This is a genomic window from Caldicellulosiruptor kronotskyensis 2002, from assembly GCF_000166775.1.
Classification (GTDB): Bacteria; Bacillota; Thermoanaerobacteria; order Caldicellulosiruptorales; family Caldicellulosiruptoraceae; genus Caldicellulosiruptor; species Caldicellulosiruptor kronotskyensis.
Map to the genome: position 1 here is coordinate 904291 of NC_014720.1, position 22232 is coordinate 926522.

Below are 22232 nucleotides of genomic sequence, written 5' to 3' on the forward strand. Positions count from 1 at the left end.
CAAGAAATCCCAACCCTGCCATTATTCTTTTTTAAATAACATTTCCTCAATTATCTCAGCTGCATCTTTTACAAATTTGGGGCAAACCTTTTTAAATAAACCATTTTCTTCTGCATACTTTCTTCCCTCAGGTGTGCTGATATCACAATCCAATAATTCTTTGCATATTATAGTTTTGTTTCTTTCTTCAAACTTTTTTACGAATTCCCTAACCTTTGAGTATGCATTTGCTTTTGATTCTTTGTCTTTAGGCTCCGAACTTCCGTATTTTAATCCAATCAACATCAAAGCGCCTGTAACTGCTCCGCATACATGGCCTAAGCTTCCTAAACCGCCACCAAAAGGGCAAGCAATCTTTGCTGCGTTTTTTTCGTCCAAGCCGAGCTCAGTACTGTAAGTGGAAAAGACTGCCTGAGAACAGGTAAATCCACTTAGGAATTTTTCCTTGGCAAGTTCACTTCTGTTCATTTAAATGCTGCACCTCCATAAAAGATTTGCTATATTTTCTTGACTTTGTCAGTTTGAAACTCAAAAAGCTTGGGAGGACTGGGATTGACAAAATTTGGACCTCAATTTTGTCACTACATCATTTGTTAATGCCAATAAATCCTAAACCTTCCTCATATGTCATGAAATTTTTTGGCCCCTTTATCTTCATCACATTCAGGATGTCTATAGCTCCTCCTTCTGTCCTTTGCTTTATCAAATATTTCTTCCCTTTTATCTCTATTTCAATAAAATTCATTGAATCTATCGCTTCCATTATCCTTTCACTACTTATCTCTTTACCTTTTTCCTCAAAATATATTCCAATGTCCGTTGTAATAAAAATGCCAAAAAACATATCACAAAATGTCCTTTTATTCTACTTTCTGTAAAGTGATATATCGGTCGTACTTCTAAACAGCTTTTCATTACTCTGAATGACTGTTCTATCTTCCATAAATCGTGATATGCTCCTAAAACTTCTTCTACATCCATATCCTTTTTACTCGTCTGTATTGCATAATAACCGTCAAACTTCTCATCTCGTTTTATCGCTTCCTCATCCAATTCATATTCTTCTGTCTTTGATTTCTTCTTCAAATATCTCCTCGCACCTTTTTTCTCTAAGGATGTTATACTTCCTTTGTTCTCTAAAAGCTCTTTGGCTTTTGATACAAGTCTTTCCCTGTCTTCTTTGTCTTTCTTAGCTCTCTTGCTTGAATACGTTATTATCAGTCTCTCTTCTATTTTAAACTCTTTACCCTCTTCATCCTTGATAACATTTGTTCTTTCCAATACCTTATATTTGAATTCATCTCCATAAATTTCTTCAGCATTCAAACAACTTTTTCCATCAAGCCTTTTATATCCTTCTTGCTCAAATACTTCATCTAAAACTTCTTTACTTGCATTCTTTAATCTGCTTGCTACTATATAATCATATCCCGCTTCTTTTATCATCTTTAAATTTAATCTGCTGTTGAGCCCTTTGTCTGCTACTATCACTATCTTATCTATACTAAATTTTTCCTTCAGTTTCCTCAATATCTTTACCATTGTTTTGCTATCTATTGTATTGCCAGGAAAAAGTTCATAACCTATCGGCCTGCCTTCTTTGTCTACCAAAAGCCCTAACACAACCTGTACTTCATTTATCTTGTTGTCTTTGCTAAAACCAAAATTTTTAAGTTCATCGGCTCTACAACTCTCAAAGTATATTGTCGTCACGTCATAAAAAACTATATCAACCACCATCTTAAATAAATCCCTATTTCTCTGATACAGGTATGTCGGCTCTATAATAAATATTGGGGTGGTAAGAAAAGAAAAAATATAGCACTTATTCTGAATGCCTGCTATAATTAAAATTGTTTTTAGAGATAAAAAAAACACACAAAAGAAAGGAGGCATCCAGAATAAGTGCTCAATCATAATTATATCACAGAACTTTTGAAATCAAAAGATATCATTCTCCACCAAGTAGTAGAAAGCGAAAAGGAGGTAGAACTGCACATAAGTCAGACGCAAAAACCTCACGAGTGTCCTAAGTGTGGTAGTATCACAAGCAAGATACATGATTATCGTGTCCAAAGAGTAAAGGACGTACCAATAATGGGTAAGAGAACATATTTAGTTTTAAGAAAGCGAAGATATGTTTGCAAAGAATGTGGAAAGAAATTTTTTGAACACATAAATTTTTTAGGCAAGAGACAAAGAATGACAAATAGATTAGCAGCATACATTATAAGTCAGCTCAGTAGCTTAAGCAGTATGAAAGAAGTGGCAAGACAGACAAATGTATCAGTTACAACAGTTATGAGGTTATTTGATAAGGTAAGTCCTACCAAGAAAATAGAGGATTTTTCTTCTGAGGCGATATGCATAGATGAATTCAAAGGAAATGTAGGTGGAGCTAAATATCAGTGTATAATTGTGGACCCTGTGAAAAAGCAGATAGTAGAAATTTTAAAAGACAGAAGACAAGATGTTTTGATTGAATATTTTAAGAGATTGAAGGATAGGGATAAAGTAAAATATTTTGTATGTGACATGTGGAGACAATTTGTGGAGACAGCAAAGATATATTTTAAAAACGCGAAAATAGTAATAGACAAATTTCATTTTACAAGATATGTGTATTGGGCGTTAGAAAATGTAAGGAAGAGAGTACAAAAGGAATTAGAAGATAATTTAAGGAAGTATTTCAAGAGAAGCAGGAAACTACTGTTAAAGTCTTATGAAGAACTTACAGCGGAGCAGAGAGAAGAGTTAGAAGTGATGTTTTGGTACAGTAGAGATTTAAGGAAAGCGCATAGACTCAAGGAAGAATTTAGAAAAGTTTTGGAAAGCAGTAATTCAGCACAAGCAAAAGTTGAATTAAAAAAATGGATAGAGGCAGCAGAGAGAAGTGGCCTTTCTGAATTTTGCAGATGTATAAAGGTTTTTAGGAACTGGTTTTCAGAGATAGTAAATTCATTTGATGTTCCATATACAAATAGTGTAACAGAAGGTTTTAACAATAAGATAAAAGTTTTAAAGAGAAATGCATTTGGATATAGAAATTTTGAGAGATTTAGAAAGAGGATTTTATACAGTTGTGGTAGTTAGGAGTTAGAAAGAGAATATTTAAAACCCGCAAAAGTCGCGGGGAAAGGCAATATTAGGTTTTTAAAATTATTTACCTGTAATAGGCATATATTACAATTAATGCTTGGTTGATAAAACTGAAAAAGGTGGGCATTCAGAGTACCCACCCCAACTCTTGACAAAGAGCCGTGATTTTTTTTTGACAAATATATTTGATTATTCAAATATACTTATAATTCGCATATTTAAAAACTCAGAAATTTTTAAGTTTTAGAAGGGAGGTGATAATTTTGGCTAAGAATTGGTATCCTATCATAGACAAAGAAAAATGTATTCAGTGTTATCAATGCGTAAATTTTTGCCCTCATGATGTCTATGAGATAGGTCAAGATGGATATCCAAATGTAAAAAATCCTGATAATTGTGTTGAGTTTTGTAGAGGATGTCAAAAAATCTGCCCTAATGAGGCTATAAAGTATTTTGGAGAGGAGAGGTGAAAAATATGAAAAGAGGATTGCTTTTATGTGTTTGTCAGGGGACCTGTCCTTCATTTCATAAGATGGATATTTTCGAGGTGTTAAACAGTTTAAGAAGAGAAGGCATATTTGAATGGGTAGGATTGCATCCACAGCTTTGCTCTGATGATGGTGATAAGTATTTGAGAGAACTACTCAAAGGTGCCGAGATAGATCAGCTTTATGTGGCAGGCTGCGATCCAACAATGCAAAAGAAAATGTACCGTGATGCTTTTGAGGCAGTGGGTTTTCCAAAAGAAAAGCATATTGGTGTTGAAATCAGAAATATGGATACTCAACAAGCAATTGATGCAATTAAAAAGGCTGTTGAAGAGCATAAATAAAAAATATTTTCAAGGCTGTCCGAAAAAAGTGCGGACAGCTTATTTTTTGAATTTCAAAATAAAAACATCCCTACTGTTTGTAGGGATGTCACTAACTTTAATAATTCCTCTTTTATTTAGCATAAAGTTTCTTTTTCAAAAATAGAGCAACATTTACCAAAAGAAGCATAACAGGAACTTCAATCAGAGGACCAATAACTGTTGCAAATGCTTCACCAGACCCTAAACCAAAGGTTGCAACAGCAACTGCAATTGCAAGCTCAAAGTCATTGCTTGCTGCTGTCAAGCCAACAGTCGCACTTTCAGGATAATCATACTTTCTTTTGTATGAAGTAAAAAATGTTATCAAGAACATTATAACAAAATACAGCGAAAGGGGTATTGCTATTCTCAATACATGAAGTGGAAGTGTAACAATATACTTTCCTTTTAATGAGAACATCACAATGACTGTAAAAAGCAGTGCAACCAAAGTTATTGGACTTATCTTGGGCACAAAACTCTTTTCATACCATTCCCTGCCATTTTTTCTGACCAAAAAAATTCTTGTCAATACTCCAGCTATAAAAGGAATACCAAGATAAATAAACACCGAAATTGCTATTTCTTTCATTGAAATATGCAGAGCAATTGCAGATGTGCTTATTCCAAAAAGTGGAGGAAGTATCTTTATAAACACATATGCAAGTACTGAATAGGTCAGAACCTGCCAGATTGCATTGAGAGCAACAAGCCCTGCAACAAAATCCCTGTCACCATCTGCAAGGTCATTCCACACAAGGACCATTGCAATGCATCGAGCCAAGCCTACCAATATTACTCCTATCATATAATGCGGATAATCTCTTAAAAGCAAGATGGCAAGCAAAAACATGACAACAGGTCCAACAAACCAGTTGTATAAAATTGCAATACCAAAAGGTTTTTTGCCAGTTTTTGTCTTTCCTATCTCTTCATATCTTACTTTTGCAAGAGGAGGATACATCATCAGGATTAACCCAATAGCAATGGGAATTGATGTTGTTCCAATGCTAAGCCTATTTAGCACATTTGCAAAGTTTGGGAAAAAGTACCCTACCAGAACACCTACAATCATAGCAAGCAAAATCCAAACTGTCAGAAATCTATCTAAAAACGACAAACCTTTTTTCTGCTCCATTTTTATTTTCCCTCCCCATGATATTCTTTTTTAATTCGTTCAAGCAGCTCCAATACCTTTTTTTCTATTTCATCTCTTACTCTTCTAAATTCTTCAATAGGCTTTCCTGCTGGGTCAGGTAGTCCCCAATCTTCTTTGACCTTGCATGGGATAAACGGACACTCAACACCACAGCCCATTGTGATTAAAAAGTCTACCTCTTTGGGGATATCGAATATTGTCTTTGGGAAATGTGAAGAGATATCAATTCCAACCTCTTTCATGACCTCAATGGCAAGCGGGTTTACCTCTTTTGCGATATCTGTTCCTGCACTGTATACTTCAATCAAATCTTTTCCATAGTGTTTGGCAAAACCTTCTGCCATCTGGCTTCGGCATGAATTGCCAACACATACAAAAGCAACTCTTGGTTTCATTTTAAATATCACTCCTTTGCACTTTTGTTAAAACATGCTCACACTCTTCGCCTTTTTCTTTCAACTCTTTTAACCGAATTAGATCCTTTCTGAAAATCTCTTGCTGAGAAAACTTTTCCTTTAGAAATTCAATTAACTTTTCATTTTCTTGTAAAAACCTTTCGTTCATACTGTAGTATATCCACTGTGATTTTTTTGAAGCAGATAAAACACCAGCTACTTTCAGCTTGTTTAGATGCCTTGAAGTATTAGACTGTGTTGTGCCCAATATTTTTTCTATGTCGCACACACAAAGCCTCTGTTCCAAAAGTAGATTGATTATTCGAAGTCTGCACTCATCACCAAGAATTTTTAAAATTTCAGCTAAGTTCATAATTACCCCCTTCATTCTATGATTATATGCAACTACACTCATATATAATACAAGATTGACACTTTTTTGTCAATAGAGTTAAAATAAAAATATTAATGGCGTTATTTACGATGTGAACCCTGCACCTTCAAGAGTGCACCAAGAAATTGTTATAGAGCTTGCAACAATGATAAAAAATTTTCTCAAATTCTTATAATAATCAGTTCAAACAACCAATGAAGAAAATAATTCTGGAAGCTATTGCAGAGTAAACGAGCTTGTAGAATACAATAAGGTTCCCTAATTTTATGTTCTGGAGGTTTAAAAAGGGTACAGATGACGTGAATTATGCAGAACCCATGAAAACTTTTGTAAGTTGATTGTATGTTTGGGGGTTGTGCAAAGGTTTTATAAAAAATTGGTTATTTTTATGGCTGAACTTTTTGTTGGTGAACCCTATTTTCTTGTTATATAGTTATTCATTATTCAGCATTCAATGAACAATGTACCTACTCATTGAGATTTTAACTTCATGGATTATAATAAACTCAGAACAATTTTGTAGAGAGATGTTTTAGGTGATACAGGCAACGTCAAAGATTACTGGAAGAGTCAGGTATAACTGCCAGCTTAGATATGGAAAATTATTGGTGGGGAGATAGGAAACACCGTACTTTTTCACGATGCAGGACGATGGCAAAGTTGTAATTGAAGTAATAAGAAGAGAAAACTATCAGAGCTTGGCGGGTCTTTGAAGTCATCAGTTGCGTTCACGTATTTGGAACATGAAGCAAATAGTACAAAAGAGATCTGGGAAAAAAGAGTGAAAGGGCCACAATAATGGAAAAAGTTTGGGTTGATACAAATGTTATTTTGAGATATCTTTTGCAAGACCACCAGGAGTTTTTTCAGAAGTCTCAAAAGATTATGCTTGAGGCGGAGCAAGGGAAGTTAAAACTGCTTGTTGCACCAATTACAATTGCGAAGGTTGTATGGACTCTTGAATCGTTTTATAAGGTACCAAGGAAGGAGATAGCTGATATTTTAAGTGCTTTCATATGTTCTGATGGTATTCTTGACTTTGTCAGTTTGAAACTCAAAAAGCTTGGGAGGACTGGGATTGACAAAATTTGGACCTCAATTTTGTCACTACATCATTTGTTAATGCCAATAAATCCTAAACCTTCCTCATATGTCATGAAATTTTTTGGCCCCTTTATCTTCATCACATTCAGGATGTCTATAGCTCCTCCTTCTGTCCTTTGCTTTATCAAATATTTCTTCCCTTTTATCTCTATTTCAATAAAATTCATTGAATCTATCGCTTCCATTATCCTTTCACTACTTATCTCTTTACCTTTTTTCCTCAAAATATATTCCAATGTCCGTTGTAATAAAAATGCCAAAAAACATATCACAAAATGTCCTTTTATTCTACTTTCTGTAAAGTGATATATCGGTCGTACTTCTAAACAGCTTTTCATTACTCTGAATGACTGTTCTATCTTCCATAAATCGTGATATGCTCCTAAAACTTCTTCTACATCCATATCCTTTTTACTCGTCTGTATTGCATAATAACCGTCAAACTTCTCATCTCGTTTTATCGCTTCCTCATCCAATTCATATTCTTCTGTCTTTGATTTCTTCTTCAAATATCTCCTCGCACCTTTTTTCTCTAAGGATGTTATACTTCCTTTGTTCTCTAAAAGCTCTTTGGCTTTTGATACAAGTCTTTCCCTGTCTTCTTTGTCTTTCTTAGCTCTCTTGCTTGAATACGTTATTATCAGTCTCTCTTCTATTTTAAACTCTTTACCCTCTTCATCCTTGATAACATTTGTTCTTTCCAATACCTTATATTTGAATTCATCTCCATAAATTTCTTCAGCATTCAAACAACTTTTTCCATCAAGCCTTTTATATCCTTCTTGCTCAAATACTTCATCTAAAACTTCTTTACTTGCATTCTTTAATCTGCTTGCTACTATATAATCATATCCCGCTTCTTTTATCATCTTTAAATTTAATCTGCTGTTGAGCCCTTTGTCTGCTACTATCACTATCTTATCTATACTAAATTTTTCCTTCAGTTTCCTCAATATCTTTACCATTGTTTTGCTATCTATTGTATTGCCAGGAAAAAGTTCATAACCTATCGGCCTGCCTTCTTTGTCTACCAAAAGCCCTAACACAACCTGTACTTCATTTATCTTGTTGTCTTTGCTAAAACCAAAATTTTTAAGTTCATCGGCTCTACAACTCTCAAAGTATATTGTCGTCACGTCATAAAAAACTATATCAACCACCATCTTAAATAAATCCCTATTTCTCTGATACAGGTATGTCTCTAAATCCTCTTTTATACTGTCAAGAAAATCTAAACACCTGTATAATTGATTTAAATCTATATCCTCTTCAAATCCAAAATATCTATTCTTCTCATGATAAGTTCTCAGTTTGCTCATAGGTTCTATCAATCTCTGTATGGTCATTAAAAAACTTACTTTGTCTACGTCAAATTTTATCTTTCTCCCCCTTGTTGCTCTCTCTTTTAAAAATTTATCTATTTCAAGTTCTTCCCATAACTTTCTGAATACAATGTACCCCCAATTTTTTATAACTGCATCCGATACATCCTCTTCAGATTCAATAGTAACAGCTTCTGTATTGTCAGTAGTTGTTCTTTCAACAATATCAGATAGTTTTTTTACAATGTTTCTAAAAGCAGGATCATTTTTGAGGAGATCAAGTCTACCAAAATTGAATAGCACTCTTTGCTTAACCTTGCCATTTTCACGATAGTTTTCGACTAATCTAACATACTGGTAACCGCCAGCATTAGTTATTTTGACAAACATATGGTAGCTCCTCAAAGGTATTTTGAATAATTGTACCACAAAATATTCAAAATGTCAAGTATTTATAGCATATTTCAGACTCTAATTTGCCACTACAATTTTTAAAATTTTTTATTTTTCTATTTTCAAAACCCGCATAAATTAAGACTTTGTCATTTTTTGTTAGCTCAATAACCACTCCTAATTGACAAAGTCAAGAGGTACCAAGGAAGGAGATAGCTGATATTTTAAGTGCTTTCATATGTTCTGATGGTATTGAAGCAGAAGAAGGGGATGTTGTTCTTTTTGCACTCAAAAGCTACAAAGAAAGCAATGTTGATTTCATTGATGCATATCTTTCTCATCACATGGCAAAGTTGGGGAACAACAAGATATTCACTTTTGATAAGAAACATTTTTCAAGACTTGATATGGAAATTTTAAATACAGATTAGGAATAGTGAAAATGGTATCCATAGAACCAACCTCAGCACCCTTAAATAAAATTGCTGATTTCTTTTTAGTAAACATATATTATCTGCTATGCAGGACTGATATGCGCTCTTCTGAAAAGTAAGACACAAAAAACTGTCAACTGCAAACTCCATCAGATGCAAACAAAGAAACTGCCTCTGACGATATAAAAGAGTTGTTGCTGCTGGTTCAAAATCTGTAGGAGGAAGATTTGAAGCTATTAAAGCAAATAGCAAGAAGGCTAAGTAGGAAGACAGGAATTTTAGGTGCAGAACACGATTAACGAATTGTTAAAACTTTTATTTGGCAAGCAAAGAATTTATAGAAAATGTGAGAAGATTAGTGTATAATCTTGAGTAATGGTATTAGTTTTAGGAGGAATTATTTTGCTTGAACAGGAGTTAGCTAATTACTTGATTTAAACCAAAAAAGCAATCCTTGAAAAACAAATTGTTTTTCCTATGGTAGATAGTTCGTTAACTTTAAACGTAGTTTGTTTAGATAATATTTCGGAAAGACTATTAATAGATATTAATAGAAAGGGTACGTTTAAACTAACACGTTGTACATACAACGAAAGATATCAGACAGTTATAACCTTAGTAAGATTGGATATTGATACAAAACCTCACAGGAATCCAGATGGAACAGTTATTGGACCTAACCACATACATATATACAAAGAAGGATATGGAGATAAGTGGGCTTATCCATTAGAGGACTTTAAGTGTTTCAAAAATCCTAAAGACCTAATACAAACATTTGTAGAATTTTGTAGATTTTGCAATATCATAGAAATTCCTACCGTTCAGGCGGTGATGACATAGATGAGTGAAGTGTTAGAAGCAAAATTTTTTATCGATTCTTATTTAAAATGGTTAAAAGAGAATACTGATATAAAAAAATTAGAGAATAATGTTTTTGAACTGACTACTCCCTTTCTTGATAGACACAACGACTATATCCAAATTTATGTGGTAAAAGAAGGTGACAAACTGACCTTGACCGACGGTGGATATACGCTAAATGATTTAGCCATGTCAGGAATGGAAATGAACACAGAAAGAAGGAAACAAATTCTAAAAACTATTTTAAATGGCTTTGGTATTAGTCTAGAAAAGGAAGCGTTGGTAGTTAAGTGCGATTTAAAGACTTTTCCTTTGTACAAGCATAACTTAATACAGGCAATATTAGCAATCAATGATATGTTCATGTTGTCGCGCCAGAATGTAATGTCGATATTTTTAGAAGATGTAGAGAATTTTCTAAAAGCAAATAATATTAGGTATGTCCCAGGTTTTAGCTTAATTGGAAAAAGTGGTTTTAATTATAGATTTGATTTTGTTATACCATATTCTAAAAATGCTCCGGAGAGGTTTATAAAAGCTGTAAATAATCCTACCAAAGATATTACAAAGTCAATAATATTTGCATGGAATGATACAAAGGTAACGCGAACTGGTGAAACAAAATTGTATACAATCTTAAACGATGAAGACAACGATGTTTCATCAGATATAATAAGAGCTTTTTTAGAGTATGAGATAACACCTATAAAATGGACAGAAAGAAAGAAGTATATAGATGAGTTAGCAGCATAACTTAGTGTAAAATATTTATAGGATTTGAGATAGAAAAATAGCTCCCTCCTCTTGGTAGAAAAGAAAGAATGATATAAAATAATGTGGTGAAAATAAAAAAACTAAAAGGAAAACGGACCAAATGAGGGAGCAAAGTAATTGATAATATTATAGCAAAGATAGAGAAACTTTCAAATATGTTTGGAGAAGGCATAGTGGAGATAGCAAGTTATAAGAAAGATATAGCGAAGTATTCAATGGAATTGAAGAGACGAGACTATAAATAATTTTGTGTAAAGTATAAGGACCTCCTTCTTGGTAAGAATCAGAATATAAACAAAAATATCCAAGAAGACAAACGGTATAATGTCAAGGGGGTTTTTAAAGAATTTTTTTTAGATAATTAGGGCAAAAAAGACAATAGAATACCGAGCCGCTCAGCATGGAAAAATTTAACTGGCAGCTTGTTTGGGAAGGACTATTAAATTAAAAAATTGGGACTAACTAAGTATTGTAAACATCACCTCTTTCTTGATATATTTGACCAAGGCTAGAGCATGGCAAAGATCAAAGGAATTAAGCGTCTTGCGGTTAGGACGAGGGCACGTTTATGCTGGTGCTTGGTAACCTCTGAGAACTTCTTGTTGTAGAAGGCTTTGTAGCGTACTGTGTGCACCCTAACACAGTTAGCAGCCTCAACAAGATAATATCTCAGATATTGGTTACCACACTTAGCCAATGAGGTTTCCTGGGCATTGAAGTTGCCTTATTGGTACTGAGTCCAAACCAGGCCAGAATACTTTGCCAAAGCAGCTTCATTTTTGAAGCGTTTAATATCACCGATTTCAGCCTAGATAGCAGCTGCAAGAACATCTCCTATGCCAGGAATGGTAGTCAGGGTTTGAGAGAAAGCTTTAAGTAGTTTAGAGATTTCTTTGTCGAGTTTTTTGAGTTGTTCTTGCATAAATCTGATGTTTTCAAGAGTCATAGACAAAGCTAAGTCATTTGCCTCAGCCAACAGAGGATGTAATCTAAAGGAACGCTTAGCAGCAGTTTTAAGTATTTCAGCGATTTTATTGACATCTGAGAGTCTATTGTTGCCGTTATCGGATACGAATTTAATTAAATCTTCTAAAGGCATGGAGGCAATGTCGTCAGGTGTAAAGTTTTCGATGATAGCACAAGAAGCTTTACCGAATATATCTGAAAATGGGCAGTCTTGAGAATAAGTAGAGAATTTAAGGTATATGAGATTGAGAGCTCTGTTTTTTTCACGTGTCAAATTGTGAACAAGATGATAGCGCATTCTGGTAAGGCGTTGTAGTGTAGCATATTTAAAATCAGGTAAAGGTGTTGGGTTGAGTTTGCTGAACCTGACACATTCAGCGATGATAATTGCATCGATGCTATCTGTTTTAGGCAAGAAAGTGTAGATTTTTTTAAAGCCTTTGACTATGCTTGGGTTGAGAACATAAAAAGTTGGTTTATATAGCAGCAGTTCAGATGAAGAAGCAAGATACAAGTGCAGATGCCAAGCGTAATGTGAAGTTGCTTCCATGCCAAACTTAATACAGGATAGATTATACTGGCTGAGGCAATCAATAACTCTTTTGATTAATTCGTTAGCGCCTTCTTGATCGTTAGGCAAGGAAAAAGGTTTTTTAATCAAGTGATTTCCGGCATCATCGATGAAGAAGATAGAATTTGACTGACTACTGATATCAATGCCCACGATTAAAGTATTTGGCAATTTGAAGACCTCCTTTTTGCAAATAGTGGTAAGAAAAAGTGTTAAGCCCTTTATCCCTGGGGATTACACGTAATGCAGCCTCGCCGATATTAGAGCTACGGAGCAGTTTACAGGGTGCACACATCTGACATGCTCAAATCAGATGTGGTAAACTGCCAGTGCACAGCAAACGAGTAAACATTACTCATGTAATCCTTTGGGGTTCAGTCTTTCTCAAGCTGTGAAGTGCAGATATCAAAGCACGTCCAGCAGGAGGTGATCAAAAATATCCAAATAAACTAAATCAGGCTTAAACTTTTTCTGATTTTAGTTTACCAAAAATAAAGGGCAAATTTAAACTGTAGCAGTCAATTTTAATATTCAATTTTTGAGAAGTGAGTGTTTTAAGAAAAGTTTGCTATCAAGGTGAGTTTCCAGTAATTAATTGGTACTGATAATTTAATGTACCAATTGAGATATGAAGTTTTAAGTGATTTGATAATCATATTATACGGGGAGGTTTTTGTTATGGAAAATGTTTTAACAAAAGAACAATTGCTTGAGTTCATAAGGAAAAATAACATCCAGAGTGTAAGTGACATTTATGAAAGCTTGAAGGATCTATTCAAAGACTTACTCCAAAGTTTTTTAGAAGCAGAAATTGAGGAAAGTTTAGGGTACGAAAAATATGATATCAAAAACAAGCAGACAACAAATTCCCGAAATGGTTATAGTCAAAAAACTGTCAAAACCAAGTTTGGTGAAATGGAGCTTGATATTCCAAGAGATATAGAAGATGAATTTGAACCCAAGAAAATTCCTAAGTACAAAAGAGATATTTCAGAGATTGAAGACAAAATCATAGCCCTGTATTCAAGAGGAATGACAACACGAGACATTCATGAGCAAATTAAAGATATTTATGGTATTGAAGTATCTAGCGAAATGGTTAGCAAAATTACAGAGAAAATTATCCCTGAGATAAGAGAATGGCAAAATAGACCATTGGAAAAGATGTATCCGTTTATTTTCATGGACGCGATCCATTACAAGATAAAAGATGAGGGTAAAATTGTGAATAAAGCTGCCTATGTTGTTTTAGGTATTAACATTGAAGGATATAAGGATGTTTTAGGAATATGGATTGGAGAAAGTGAAAGCTCTAAATTCTGGTTGGGTGTTTTAAATGACTTGAAAACAAGACCAGTGGAAGAGGTATTACTATTTTGTGTTGATGGGTTGACAGGTTTAAAGGAAGCAATAGAAGCAGTGTTCCCAAAAAGCGATATTCAAAGGTGTATTATTCATCAGCCAAGTCAATTCGTTCAAGTATCTTTCATACAAGCATATAAAAGAATTTTCAAAGGATTTTAAAAAAGTGTATCAGGCAACTAATGAAGAAGAAGCGTTGGACAATTTTTGTCAGGTAAAAGAGAAATGGGGGAAACAGTATCCTTATGCGTTTAGGAGCTGGGAAAACAACTGGAAGCTACTAACATCGTTTTTAAGTTTCCCCCGGCAGAATAAGGAAGATAATTTATACAACAAACATTATAGAAGGAGTTCATAGACAATTTAGAAAAGTGACAAAGACAAAATCAGTATTTCCAAACGATACAGCGTTAGAGAAAATGCTTTATCTTGCAACAAAAAATGTTGTAAGAAAGTGGACACAGAGGTACAGAAATTGGGATATAATATTAAATCAGCTTTTGATAATGTATCCAGAACGTTTAAGTGGATATATAAATTAATAACAAACCTCAGTTCGCTTTTAGATTTCTTCCATGGAAGCAATCTAAAACAAATTAGAACCAGAAAAATCAGAGCAATATATCCCAGTATTAAATTTTGTCCAGCTTTTAAAAAATTTATGCATAAAAATTTTTAAAATGGTAATACTAAAAAATAGAAGGTAGACAAGATTATCCTGAATGATTTCTTACCAAGAGGGATGGTTCAATTTAAATACACAAAATTATTTACAGACCCGAAGAGCTTGTCAAGAATATTGTGTTTCCATTTCATAACGCATATAGTAGAGCTGCAATATATTGTAACTACATTTTTTAAGAGTAGGTACTCCATTTTCCCCTTGACCCGATGTAAGTTTTCTTTTTGTGAATAGATGTTTGTTTCTAAAACTTCTACAGTCTGAAAATAAGCCCCTAAGTTATTTTTATTTTTTCAATTATACTGTTAACACTTTCTACTGCATTGGTAGTATAGATATGCTTTCTTAAATCTTCAGGATACTTCATATGTGCAAGATAAAATTCGGCTTTTTCGCAAATAGCCTTTATGAATCTGGGGTATTTTGAGGAATATTGATTACAAAGATCTTTAAACTTTAAAACTGCTTCATCGAAATCAGAAGAGGAAGTTCTTAATTTATCAAGTTCTTTTTTGAAAACAGAAGCATCATCTCAAGTTTATTGTTTTCTAACGTTGCGTTGAAGGTGAACAAAACATAGTTGATGGTCGGCAAGGGGATAAGCGAGTCTAACAGCATCGATTATGCCTGGGAAATCATCGCTTACGACTATTAAGACTTTTTTAAGACCTCTTGTAATTAAGTCGTCAAAGACTCTCATCCAATCGGCTTTGTTTTCTTTGCCGAAAAAGGTATAAACTCCAAAGATGTCTTTTTTTTACCTTCCAAATCGATGCCAGCACGACATTGCAAGTAGCTTGTTTAACTTTTGAGTTATCTTTAATTTCGCTTTTGAATAACCGTCAATGATAAGAGCAAAAGCACAACCATCGAAGTTCTCTTTGTTTGAAAAGTTGAAACTCGTTTTTAAGTTCGCTTTTGATTTTTTCGATTTCGTCTTCAGGATAAGGCAGATTTATGCTTTTAAGAGTTTGGACAAGAGAACGCTCAAGAGTAACCATTGGCGACTAAAGACATGAGCAGGTAAGTAGGTAAACTATCAACTCTTTTATAGCGGTCAGGGAGGATAGAAGGTCGAAAGGTTCTAAGTGTGTGTACGAGGAACAGAAATTTCAAGACTTCCAACAGGTATTGCAAGTTTTCTCTCATAGAAGCCATTGCCTTTGTCGTTTTCGTTTAGCAAGGTAAACAGTTCTTTCTGATAACATAAAGCAATCGAGCAAGTTTTACTTTTAGCTGTTTTAGAGCTGGGCGAGTAGGGTCGTTCTTGGAACAATACATATTCAGCACTTGTTCGATAGCCATATTTTTAGCGGTTTCAAAAATTTCATTTTTCCCCATAATCGTAAACCCCCTTTGGTGGTTATTTCAATACCAATTATACAGTGGACACAATTTTATTTTAAGTCCCGACAAGGATGTTTCAAGGATGTAGTACAGAAGGGTATGTAAGCCATGTATTAGATGATAGGATGAGTTCAAGACCAAGAGGATGGAGCAAAGAAGGAGTAGAGGTAATGAATAAAGTTATTGAGTTTGAAGTATAATGGTGTAAACTTAGGAGAGGCATATTTAAATGAGATTTGTCGGAAAGCAGAAAAGAGAAACGAAAGTGAAAAAGCGGTAAAAGAGATTATGAGAAAAAGTATTAAGAGGGTAAAGAAACAGGTTGAGAAGACAAAGAATAATATACCAATTCTGGAAAGAGGAAAAGTTGGTTTGTTGTTTAGAGTATTGAAAGGCCTAAGTACTGGAGATTTCTTAAATGCACTCGTATTTAAAAAAAATTTACTTACAAACTCTTGACACTATCCCGGCCTTTATACATACTTGCGATGTTGGTTCGATATGATGTAAAATATAATACAAAATAATGTTTTCTTAGAAGGTGAAATTTTCTTATGGAAAATTTGAAGATAAATAAAAACGAAGTATATTATTATTTTGGGAGATTAAATATTATTTGCTGGTATCAGGGAGAAAAAAAGAATGAATTTTTGCTAAATAGTTTAAAAAGCAATGTAAAAATTAGTTTTCGTGATTATAAATGGGGTTTTTTTAATGTAGAAAAATTCCGGTATGAGGAAACTGATTACATATATGGCTTGTTAGTAAAATATAGAAGTACATATGAAGAAGAAATAGTAGATGAAGAAAACAACGTTTTATTGAATACACTAATAACTGATAAAGCAGTAGCGAAAAGCAATTTTATATTAGATTTAGATAGTAAAATAATTGCTTATCATCCTGTTGGAAAAGATATAACTCCAAGTGCTTTTAGTCGATTTTTTTGTAAACTTATAAAAGAAGCAAATGATAATATATTTGTTGATATTGATTTACAATCGATCAGTGACGAAGTAGAAATATTTACTGCGATAAAAAACTTCGAAAAAATAGAATTTATAGAAATAAAATTACACCCATCAAATCCAAGTAATAGACATATATGGAAAAGATTGGATGAAAAACTTCGTGAAATGGAAGTAGAATCCTATGTTGGAATATACAAAAGTAAAAAAGGAATAAAAATAAAAGAAAATGATGAAGTGTTTAGTGGAATTGTTATGGCAATAGATGGTTATGGTGAGGCGAAAATTAAGGGGACCATTAAGAATGAAGAAAAAACAGCAAGTACAAAAGAAAATCCCATAAAAAGTTTAGCTCCTAAAGAGGACAAGATAGAAATTATTAAAAGTTTGAAGTCGACATTTGACCAAATCAAAGGTAGGTTTAAGAGAAATGAAGATTAAAAACATATTTATTTCATGGGATTTTATTATATCTGTTTTAGTTGCAATTATTATGTTTTTCATATTTCCTTGGCGAATAAACGGTCTATTTGCAAAAGATATCTTTGCAGGTGCATTAACTGTTTTATCAGTTGTGTTCTCAATATATTTGGCAGCATTGGCGATAATTATTAGTTCCAGTGATAATGAATTTATAGAATTTTTAGAAAAAGAAAAAATGTATTCGAGTATTATTGATACGTTTAAAGTTACTTTAGTTGTGACTTTTTTCTCACTGGTTTTGACATCAATATTATATGGAATAACAGCATACTTTTCTATTCAATCTTCTTCAGGTTATTATATAAACAAGTTAGTATTGATTATATTTATTTTCTTCTTTTTCTATTCCTTGTTATCTGTATTTGTATCAGCTTTAGACTCTGTAACCTATTTTAAAATGAGAACCCGTTTTATTAGAATAAAGTTTAGAAAAAAATTAAAAATAAAATTAAGACCGTTAAAAAAATTTAAGATACATTAGCTCACATTTGATGGATAAAAACGAAAAATTGTTTTTGACTGCCTATATAAAAAGGCTGAGCCACCGCTCAGCCTGATTTGTTTTATAGAATTGCTTATAGCTCTATATCATATTGTATGTTAGCAAAATGTTTGCAAAATCACAGTATTCAAAATCCTTTGTGCTATTTAACCCTAGATTTTATCTGGCACGCCCGGGGGGAGTCGAACCCCCGACCACAGGATTCGAAGTCCAAAGAATGTCAAACATTCCAACAAATGCTTTTAGGCAAGCCATGTCCACCAATTCGACATTAAAATTGACCAAAGGACTTTGTACTTAAGACATCTCAATCCTTTGGTACAAACTTGTCAATTATCATAATCCCCAACAAGTAATTAGTCAATACCAATAATGTGTTCTCTATGTCCCTGCCAAATTTTTGCTTCTCCTAAATAGTTGCCACATACAATTAGGGAAAGCTTAAAAGATATGTGCTTTCAAACTTTGACCGCTGCGGTCAAAGTCGTGTATTTTCTGCTTTTGTACCTTTTGCCTTGTCTCAAAGCCCTCTAAAAGCCCCCTACAACGTGCAAAAACGACGTGGGGAATATAAAGATACCACCCCACCACTCAGATGTGGCTTATAAGCGACGGTAAAAATGGGAAATATGTTTGTATTTGGCTGATAGAATGATTACAAGCTTCTGGGATGTAAAAACTTGAGTTTTCTTGAGGTTTGGATACTAAGTTTTACTAAGCTGTGAGATTGCAACACTCTCTTTTTCTTTATTGCTGGCTGCAAGGAGTTGTACTTTTGCAATCCCTTTTGAAAATTGTTGGGATATTCTAAGTTGGAATACCCTTAAAAAAGAATTTCCCGAAATGAAAGGTGTCCGAAAATAGGCTTCCCCAATTTGAGGAAAGCTTTTATAGGGATGTCGTGAAGTCCGACACCATGAGATGTTAGCATTTGTTAGCATGTTCTCTTTGATGCTTTAAATATTTAATCTTTAGCATTTCTTAGCATATTCAAACATACAAATTTCCATTGCTTTGTTTTCAAAAGTTCAAAATGAACTTTTAGAAGTGAAAACAATGGGAATGCTGTCAATGTTTGTGATGCGGTAACTTACCGCACCCTTGCAAGACACCCACAAAATAGGGGACACCTCGCCCAATGTCACATTCTCACAACCCCTGAATGCCTTCCACGTTAGAATTTTTAACGCTTTGCTGGCTTTTAAAGGGTCGCTAAAATGTGCAAAAATGTGTCATTTCAAAACTCCACTTTGTAGCTTTTAGGTCTCGGTAAGTTGTCGACCCCTTTAATTTGCATGCATTTTACACCCTGTTAAAATCCCAAGCCTGCAACATCACGACTTGCAAGGACTGACAAGCTAAGAGAGGACAAAAATGTTAACATTTTTTAACGCACAAAAGCCTGCCAAATCAGTAACCACAAGTGCTGGTTGTATGTTAAAAGGTTTCTTAAACGTTGCAAAATGTCGCATTTCAAAACTCCACCATGTAGCTTTTAGGACTCGATAAGTTGTCGACCCCCTTCAATTGCCCGCATTTTACATTCTGCAGGTGTTCAAAGCCCGCAACTTTAGGCTTCTCAATAGATGAGAAGCTTTTAGATGTGGTTCAAATCGTCAAAAAATGTCAAATCCCAAGCCCATGCTTTGTGGGTGTTCGATGTTGGAATGCCCTTTCATCCCATCAACTTTTTGACCGCACGCTTGATTTGTACTTTGTAGCCGCTACCATACTTCTGAACCATCGCCAAATGTGAATAGCACCAAACAAAGTAGTCCTGAAGAAGTTTGATGTGGTTGATTGACAGCTTGTCGATGTGCCTTTCAATAAACTCTTCAACTTCCCATTTGGCAGCAAGAAGCTTCATTCTGTCCTGTTCGCCTTGTTGCTTTAAAACCCTCAGCTTGTCCAATTGGGGTATTGAAGACAAAACTTCAAGCTGTTTTCTCTTCTCCTCTCTCGTCAACACTGTGGTTTCTACTGGGGATGAGAAGTAGCCATTGCCTGCTACCACATGCACCGCAGGGCAGGATATGAAAACTGTCAAGTCGTCAAGGTCTGCCTCGAATTGGTCTTGTTTCATCGCCCGCAATAGCTTCTTTCTTGCTGATTTAAACAGCTTGTCATCTTCTACTTTGCCTGTGTGGATGTACCTTAAAACTTGTTCTCTCTCATCGTCGGTTAACTCTGCCAAGTACTTTTGCAACCTCGTTACAATATCACGCCTTATTACCTCGTTTTCAACAGAAAAGCCACTATCAATTACATCGCCAACTGTTGTTTCCTCTTCCTCATCCTTGGTTAGTGGACTATCCAGTGAGACCAAAGTAAGCCTGTACTTTGGCAAGCTTCTTTTTATCCTGCTTTCAATCACTTTGCACGCATAGGAAGAGAAGCTGCCTTTGGCAGGGTCATAGTTCTTTGCCGCCACAACAAGACCAATGTAGCCCTCGCTAATCAAGTCGTCCACCTCATAGCAATAGCCCTTGGGACAAGGCATAAATTTGTTTGCCACATGGTAGACAAGCTTAATGTTGTCGGCAATTAACATTTGCCTTTGAACGCTGGTTAGAGACTCAACCATCACAAAGCACCTCGCAAAATGCTACCCTCTTGGCAAAAAGTTGCTTGCCACTTAACAGCATTCCACGTTCATAGCGTCGTCTTGGTCGTCATCCCATAGGGCACAGACAATCTCCCTAATCCTGTTGAGTAGTTGTTCGCTGTGGTCTTCCTTGTTCTCATCCAATCCCAACGCTAAACGCTGTCCCTTCTGTACTTTTTCCATCACATTAGCTAATCTTTCCAACACATAAACGTTATACTTACCGTCCTTGGTCTTTATTGTCTTCTCATCATGCAAAGCAGCCCAAACAAGACGTAAAAACTCGTCCCAAATCTCAACGTGCCATGTGTTGTAATCGGTAGCCTTTTCTATTTGTCGTTGGAGAGTCTTCTCAAAAATAAGCTGGTTCTTTTCTTTGTTAACTTGTTGCTTTTCTTTCAACCAATCCCTTGCCTTGTTTCTCAACACTCCATAGTTAACGCCTTTTTCCTGTGCAAACTCCTTTAGCGTCTTGTAATTGCCTATCATGAATTCACGTTTCAACTCATCCCAGTCATAGCAACGTATTCAAACCACTCCCAAACTTGTGTTCTTGATTTGATTATACCACGTGGGAAGTCCGCATGTCGAATTTTGTCATATCGTTGTTATAACTGTGCAATAACAAAGTGTCATAGGCAAAAAGCAATTAGGATAGGATAAAGCATACCGTCCAAAACTTGCAATGAAGACCATGATATTGGGAATACCTTGCAATGGCTGGGGATGAATCGTCTTTGTCCTCACAAAGTCCGCAATAGCACGGTATACCCACATACCATATTTGAAACCGATTTCTTTTGAACGCAAAATGAAAGGGACATATTTTATATGCCCCGACCTTTCCTGTGCGTTTTAAAAGCCTTCTGTGAAATTTCTCTACTGGCTTTCTACTGGCAAAGCTTCTTCACCGCAGCCACTACATAGCCAACCTTCCCATTCATCGTTGCTAAACCATTTGAAGGGTTCACCGCAACGTGTACACAAGCTGTTAGGAATAAGTCTCCCTGTCCCTAACGTTATACGTTTTTTCCACTCTGGCACATCATTTTCGATTGACACACAAGCTACAAATTCAATCCTGCCCGTTGCTTTTAAACACGACAAACACACAAAGCCTTTTTCCTGTCCTTTCTCGGCAAACTCAAAATCTCTGCTGCCACATACAGGACACTTTACATTTAGGACAGCGTGTAGCTTCTCAATCTCCCATTCACGCTGTGCACACTTTGTAAACTTTGTGTAAAGCTGCAGGTCAAGTTCATTTGGATTCTTCTTTCCAAATTCCTGTGATAGTCTCTCCAGCATAGCCCAGAAATGCCCTTCCTTACTGCAAAGTTGCTTGTCATAAGCTTTCTTTTTCAGCTTTGCAAAGTAGGAAGGCTTTTGCTTTGCCGCAAGTTCCCTTATCTCAAGGTCGGTCATGAGTCTTATTATGCGGTTAACTTGCTTATTTGCTGCTTTTACTGGGTTAACTTGGTTAACCAGCGTTGTAGCTGCCTTGTCCATTATAGCAGTAGTAACCGATGGACAACCAGCAGCCTGCCAATCAGCAGCATTACCTACATTGTTTGCAACATTCTTGGACTCTTCAATTAGGGAAAGCCAATCCCATGGTCGCATGAAGTACACCTCCCCCACATTTAGACAGGTCGACAAGCCACATACAAGCGGTTGGTCGCCACCAGCAAGGCAAAAACTGGATTCAAGTTTATGCAGCAGCGGAATTTGCATAAATTCAAAATCCAACTTTTTCCTAATAGGGTGGGTTGTTAAACCCACCCTTTTAATTTTAATTTTAATTTTACCCGTTTTTGTGCCCGCAAACCCTTGTCCCAACTGCATTTACCATTTTCTTCCCTGCGATTTTTTGTAGGTATATACTGCGATTTTTTATAGGTACATACTGCGATTTTCTGTAGGTATATACTGCGATTTTCCCAGCTGATACCAGT

Annotated in this window: 15 protein-coding genes and 7 pseudogenes; 11 read left to right on the plus strand and 11 right to left on the minus strand. The window is 35.0% G+C overall.

Features of this window, described 5'->3' with window-relative positions; translation table 11 throughout:
• Positions 1 to 21: 21 nt before the first annotated feature.
• Complete coding sequence (locus CALKRO_RS03815; protein ID WP_013429791.1) at positions 22 to 468, minus strand: C-GCAxxG-C-C family protein; 447 nt, start codon at positions 466 to 468, stop codon at positions 22 to 24.
• A gap of 118 nt (positions 469 to 586) precedes the next feature.
• Positions 587 to 1776 (minus strand): annotated as a pseudogene (locus tag CALKRO_RS03820) (IS1634 family transposase); the annotation flags it as partial.
• A 129-nt stretch (positions 1777 to 1905) separates the two neighbouring features.
• Between CALKRO_RS03820 and CALKRO_RS03825 the strand changes: the two are divergent.
• The 3 genes from CALKRO_RS03825 (at position 1906) to CALKRO_RS03835 (ending at position 3931) form a co-directional block, all read left to right on the plus strand.
• On the plus strand, positions 1906 to 3093 hold the full coding sequence (locus tag CALKRO_RS03825; protein ID WP_013429792.1) for an ISL3 family transposase: 1188 nt from the start codon (positions 1906 to 1908) through the stop codon (positions 3091 to 3093).
• A gap of 269 nt (positions 3094 to 3362) precedes the next feature.
• On the plus strand, positions 3363 to 3569 hold the full coding sequence (locus tag CALKRO_RS03830; protein ID WP_013429793.1) for a 4Fe-4S dicluster domain-containing protein: 207 nt from the start codon (positions 3363 to 3365) through the stop codon (positions 3567 to 3569).
• A 5-nt stretch (positions 3570 to 3574) separates the two neighbouring features.
• Entirely contained in the window at positions 3575 to 3931 is a 357-nt protein-coding gene (locus CALKRO_RS03835) for a hypothetical protein (protein WP_013429794.1), read from the plus strand.
• A gap of 112 nt (positions 3932 to 4043) precedes the next feature.
• On the opposite strand, the gene arsB is transcribed toward CALKRO_RS03835, so the two are convergent.
• The 3 genes from arsB to CALKRO_RS03850 are packed head-to-tail and all read right to left on the minus strand — an operon-like array spanning position 4044 to position 5879.
• Complete coding sequence (gene arsB, locus CALKRO_RS03840; protein ID WP_013429795.1) at positions 4044 to 5090, minus strand: ACR3 family arsenite efflux transporter; 1047 nt, start codon at positions 5088 to 5090, stop codon at positions 4044 to 4046.
• 2 nt (positions 5091 to 5092) lie between these two features.
• Complete coding sequence (locus tag CALKRO_RS03845) at positions 5093 to 5506, minus strand: arsenate reductase ArsC (protein WP_013429796.1); 414 nt, start codon at positions 5504 to 5506, stop codon at positions 5093 to 5095.
• 1 nt (position 5507) lies between these two features.
• Positions 5508 to 5879, minus strand: a complete 372-nt coding sequence (locus tag CALKRO_RS03850; protein WP_013429797.1) for an ArsR/SmtB family transcription factor — start codon at positions 5877 to 5879, stop codon at positions 5508 to 5510.
• A gap of 91 nt (positions 5880 to 5970) precedes the next feature.
• Between CALKRO_RS03850 and CALKRO_RS13805 the strand changes: the two are divergent.
• Positions 5971 to 6066: pseudogene (locus CALKRO_RS13805) on the plus strand (Uma2 family endonuclease); the annotation flags it as partial.
• Positions 6067 to 7012: 946 nt separating this feature from the next.
• Here the strand turns inward: CALKRO_RS13805 and CALKRO_RS03855 are convergent.
• Positions 7013 to 8716, minus strand: coding sequence for an IS1634 family transposase (locus tag CALKRO_RS03855; RefSeq protein WP_013429287.1), 1704 nt, complete (start codon positions 8714 to 8716; stop codon positions 7013 to 7015).
• 197 nt (positions 8717 to 8913) lie between these two features.
• On the opposite strand from CALKRO_RS03855, the pseudogene CALKRO_RS14060 reads away from it, so the two are divergent.
• The 3 genes and pseudogenes from CALKRO_RS14060 to CALKRO_RS03870 all read left to right on the plus strand — a co-directional run.
• A pseudogene (locus CALKRO_RS14060) lies at positions 8914 to 9150 on the plus strand (PIN domain-containing protein); the annotation flags it as partial.
• 453 nt (positions 9151 to 9603) lie between these two features.
• Positions 9604 to 9996: a DUF6978 family protein gene (locus tag CALKRO_RS03865; protein ID WP_408605134.1), complete on the plus strand. Its 393-nt coding sequence runs from the start codon at positions 9604 to 9606 to the stop codon at positions 9994 to 9996.
• Positions 9997 to 10770 (plus strand): DUF1829 domain-containing protein, encoded by a 774-nt coding sequence (locus CALKRO_RS03870; RefSeq protein WP_013429799.1) that lies wholly within the window; start codon positions 9997 to 9999, stop codon positions 10768 to 10770.
• A 483-nt stretch (positions 10771 to 11253) separates the two neighbouring features.
• Here the strand turns inward: CALKRO_RS03870 and CALKRO_RS03875 are convergent.
• Positions 11254 to 12499: pseudogene (locus tag CALKRO_RS03875) on the minus strand (IS110 family RNA-guided transposase).
• A 507-nt stretch (positions 12500 to 13006) separates the two neighbouring features.
• Here CALKRO_RS03875 and CALKRO_RS03880 point away from each other — a divergent pair.
• Positions 13007 to 14232 (plus strand): annotated as a pseudogene (locus CALKRO_RS03880) (IS256 family transposase).
• Positions 14233 to 14480: 248 nt separating this feature from the next.
• Here the strand turns inward: CALKRO_RS03880 and CALKRO_RS03885 are convergent.
• A pseudogene (locus CALKRO_RS03885) lies at positions 14481 to 15713 on the minus strand (IS256 family transposase).
• Between the two features lie 74 nt (positions 15714 to 15787).
• Here CALKRO_RS03885 and CALKRO_RS03890 point away from each other — a divergent pair.
• From CALKRO_RS03890 to CALKRO_RS03900, 3 genes and pseudogenes are all read left to right on the plus strand, one after another.
• Positions 15788 to 16178 (plus strand): annotated as a pseudogene (locus tag CALKRO_RS03890) (UPF0236 family transposase-like protein); the annotation flags it as partial.
• A gap of 95 nt (positions 16179 to 16273) precedes the next feature.
• A complete protein-coding gene (locus CALKRO_RS03895) occupies positions 16274 to 17128 on the plus strand; it encodes a DUF4747 family protein (protein WP_013429801.1) in 855 nt (284 codons plus the stop codon).
• The gene (locus CALKRO_RS03900; protein WP_013429802.1) at positions 17118 to 17651 is read left to right on the plus strand and encodes a hypothetical protein; all 534 of its coding nucleotides are present in this window, start codon (positions 17118 to 17120) and stop codon (positions 17649 to 17651) included. The genes CALKRO_RS03895 and CALKRO_RS03900 overlap by 11 nt, the downstream gene beginning before the upstream one ends.
• A 1696-nt stretch (positions 17652 to 19347) precedes the next feature.
• On the opposite strand, the gene CALKRO_RS03915 is transcribed toward CALKRO_RS03900, so the two are convergent.
• The 3 genes from CALKRO_RS03915 to CALKRO_RS03925 all read right to left on the minus strand — a co-directional run bounded on the left by CALKRO_RS03915 (position 19348) and on the right by CALKRO_RS03925 (position 21900).
• Entirely contained in the window at positions 19348 to 20256 is a 909-nt protein-coding gene (locus CALKRO_RS03915; protein WP_013429803.1) for a sigma-70 family RNA polymerase sigma factor, read from the minus strand.
• 51 nt (positions 20257 to 20307) lie between these two features.
• The gene (locus CALKRO_RS03920) at positions 20308 to 20781 is read right to left on the minus strand and encodes a hypothetical protein (protein ID WP_237699127.1); all 474 of its coding nucleotides are present in this window, start codon (positions 20779 to 20781) and stop codon (positions 20308 to 20310) included.
• 375 nt (positions 20782 to 21156) lie between these two features.
• A complete protein-coding gene (locus CALKRO_RS03925) occupies positions 21157 to 21900 on the minus strand; it encodes a hypothetical protein (protein ID WP_041741928.1) in 744 nt (247 codons plus the stop codon).
• Positions 21901 to 22232: the final 332 nt, after the last annotated feature.

What these genes read in the sequence shown, in the direction of transcription:
- CALKRO_RS03870 (WP_013429799.1), top strand. Translation starts at nt 9,997, where the DNA reads ATGAGTGAAGTGTTAGAAGCAAAATTTTTTATCGATTCTTATTTAAAA.
- CALKRO_RS03835 (WP_013429794.1), top strand. Translation starts at nt 3,575, where the DNA reads ATGAAAAGAGGATTGCTTTTATGTGTTTGTCAGGGGACCTGTCCTTCA.
- CALKRO_RS03915 (WP_013429803.1), bottom strand. Translation starts at nt 20,256, where the DNA reads ATGGTTGAGTCTCTAACCAGCGTTCAAAGGCAAATGTTAATTGCCGAC.
- CALKRO_RS03815 (WP_013429791.1), bottom strand. Translation starts at nt 468, where the DNA reads ATGAACAGAAGTGAACTTGCCAAGGAAAAATTCCTAAGTGGATTTACC.
- CALKRO_RS03855 (WP_013429287.1), bottom strand. Translation starts at nt 8,716, where the DNA reads ATGTTTGTCAAAATAACTAATGCTGGCGGTTACCAGTATGTTAGATTA.
- CALKRO_RS03850 (WP_013429797.1), bottom strand. Translation starts at nt 5,879, where the DNA reads ATGAACTTAGCTGAAATTTTAAAAATTCTTGGTGATGAGTGCAGACTT.
- arsB (WP_013429795.1), bottom strand. Translation starts at nt 5,090, where the DNA reads ATGGAGCAGAAAAAAGGTTTGTCGTTTTTAGATAGATTTCTGACAGTT.
- CALKRO_RS03925 (WP_041741928.1), bottom strand. Translation starts at nt 21,900, where the DNA reads ATGCGACCATGGGATTGGCTTTCCCTAATTGAAGAGTCCAAGAATGTT.
- CALKRO_RS03895 (WP_013429801.1), top strand. Translation starts at nt 16,274, where the DNA reads ATGGAAAATTTGAAGATAAATAAAAACGAAGTATATTATTATTTTGGG.
- CALKRO_RS03845 (WP_013429796.1), bottom strand. Translation starts at nt 5,506, where the DNA reads ATGAAACCAAGAGTTGCTTTTGTATGTGTTGGCAATTCATGCCGAAGC.
- CALKRO_RS03900 (WP_013429802.1), top strand. Translation starts at nt 17,118, where the DNA reads ATGAAGATTAAAAACATATTTATTTCATGGGATTTTATTATATCTGTT.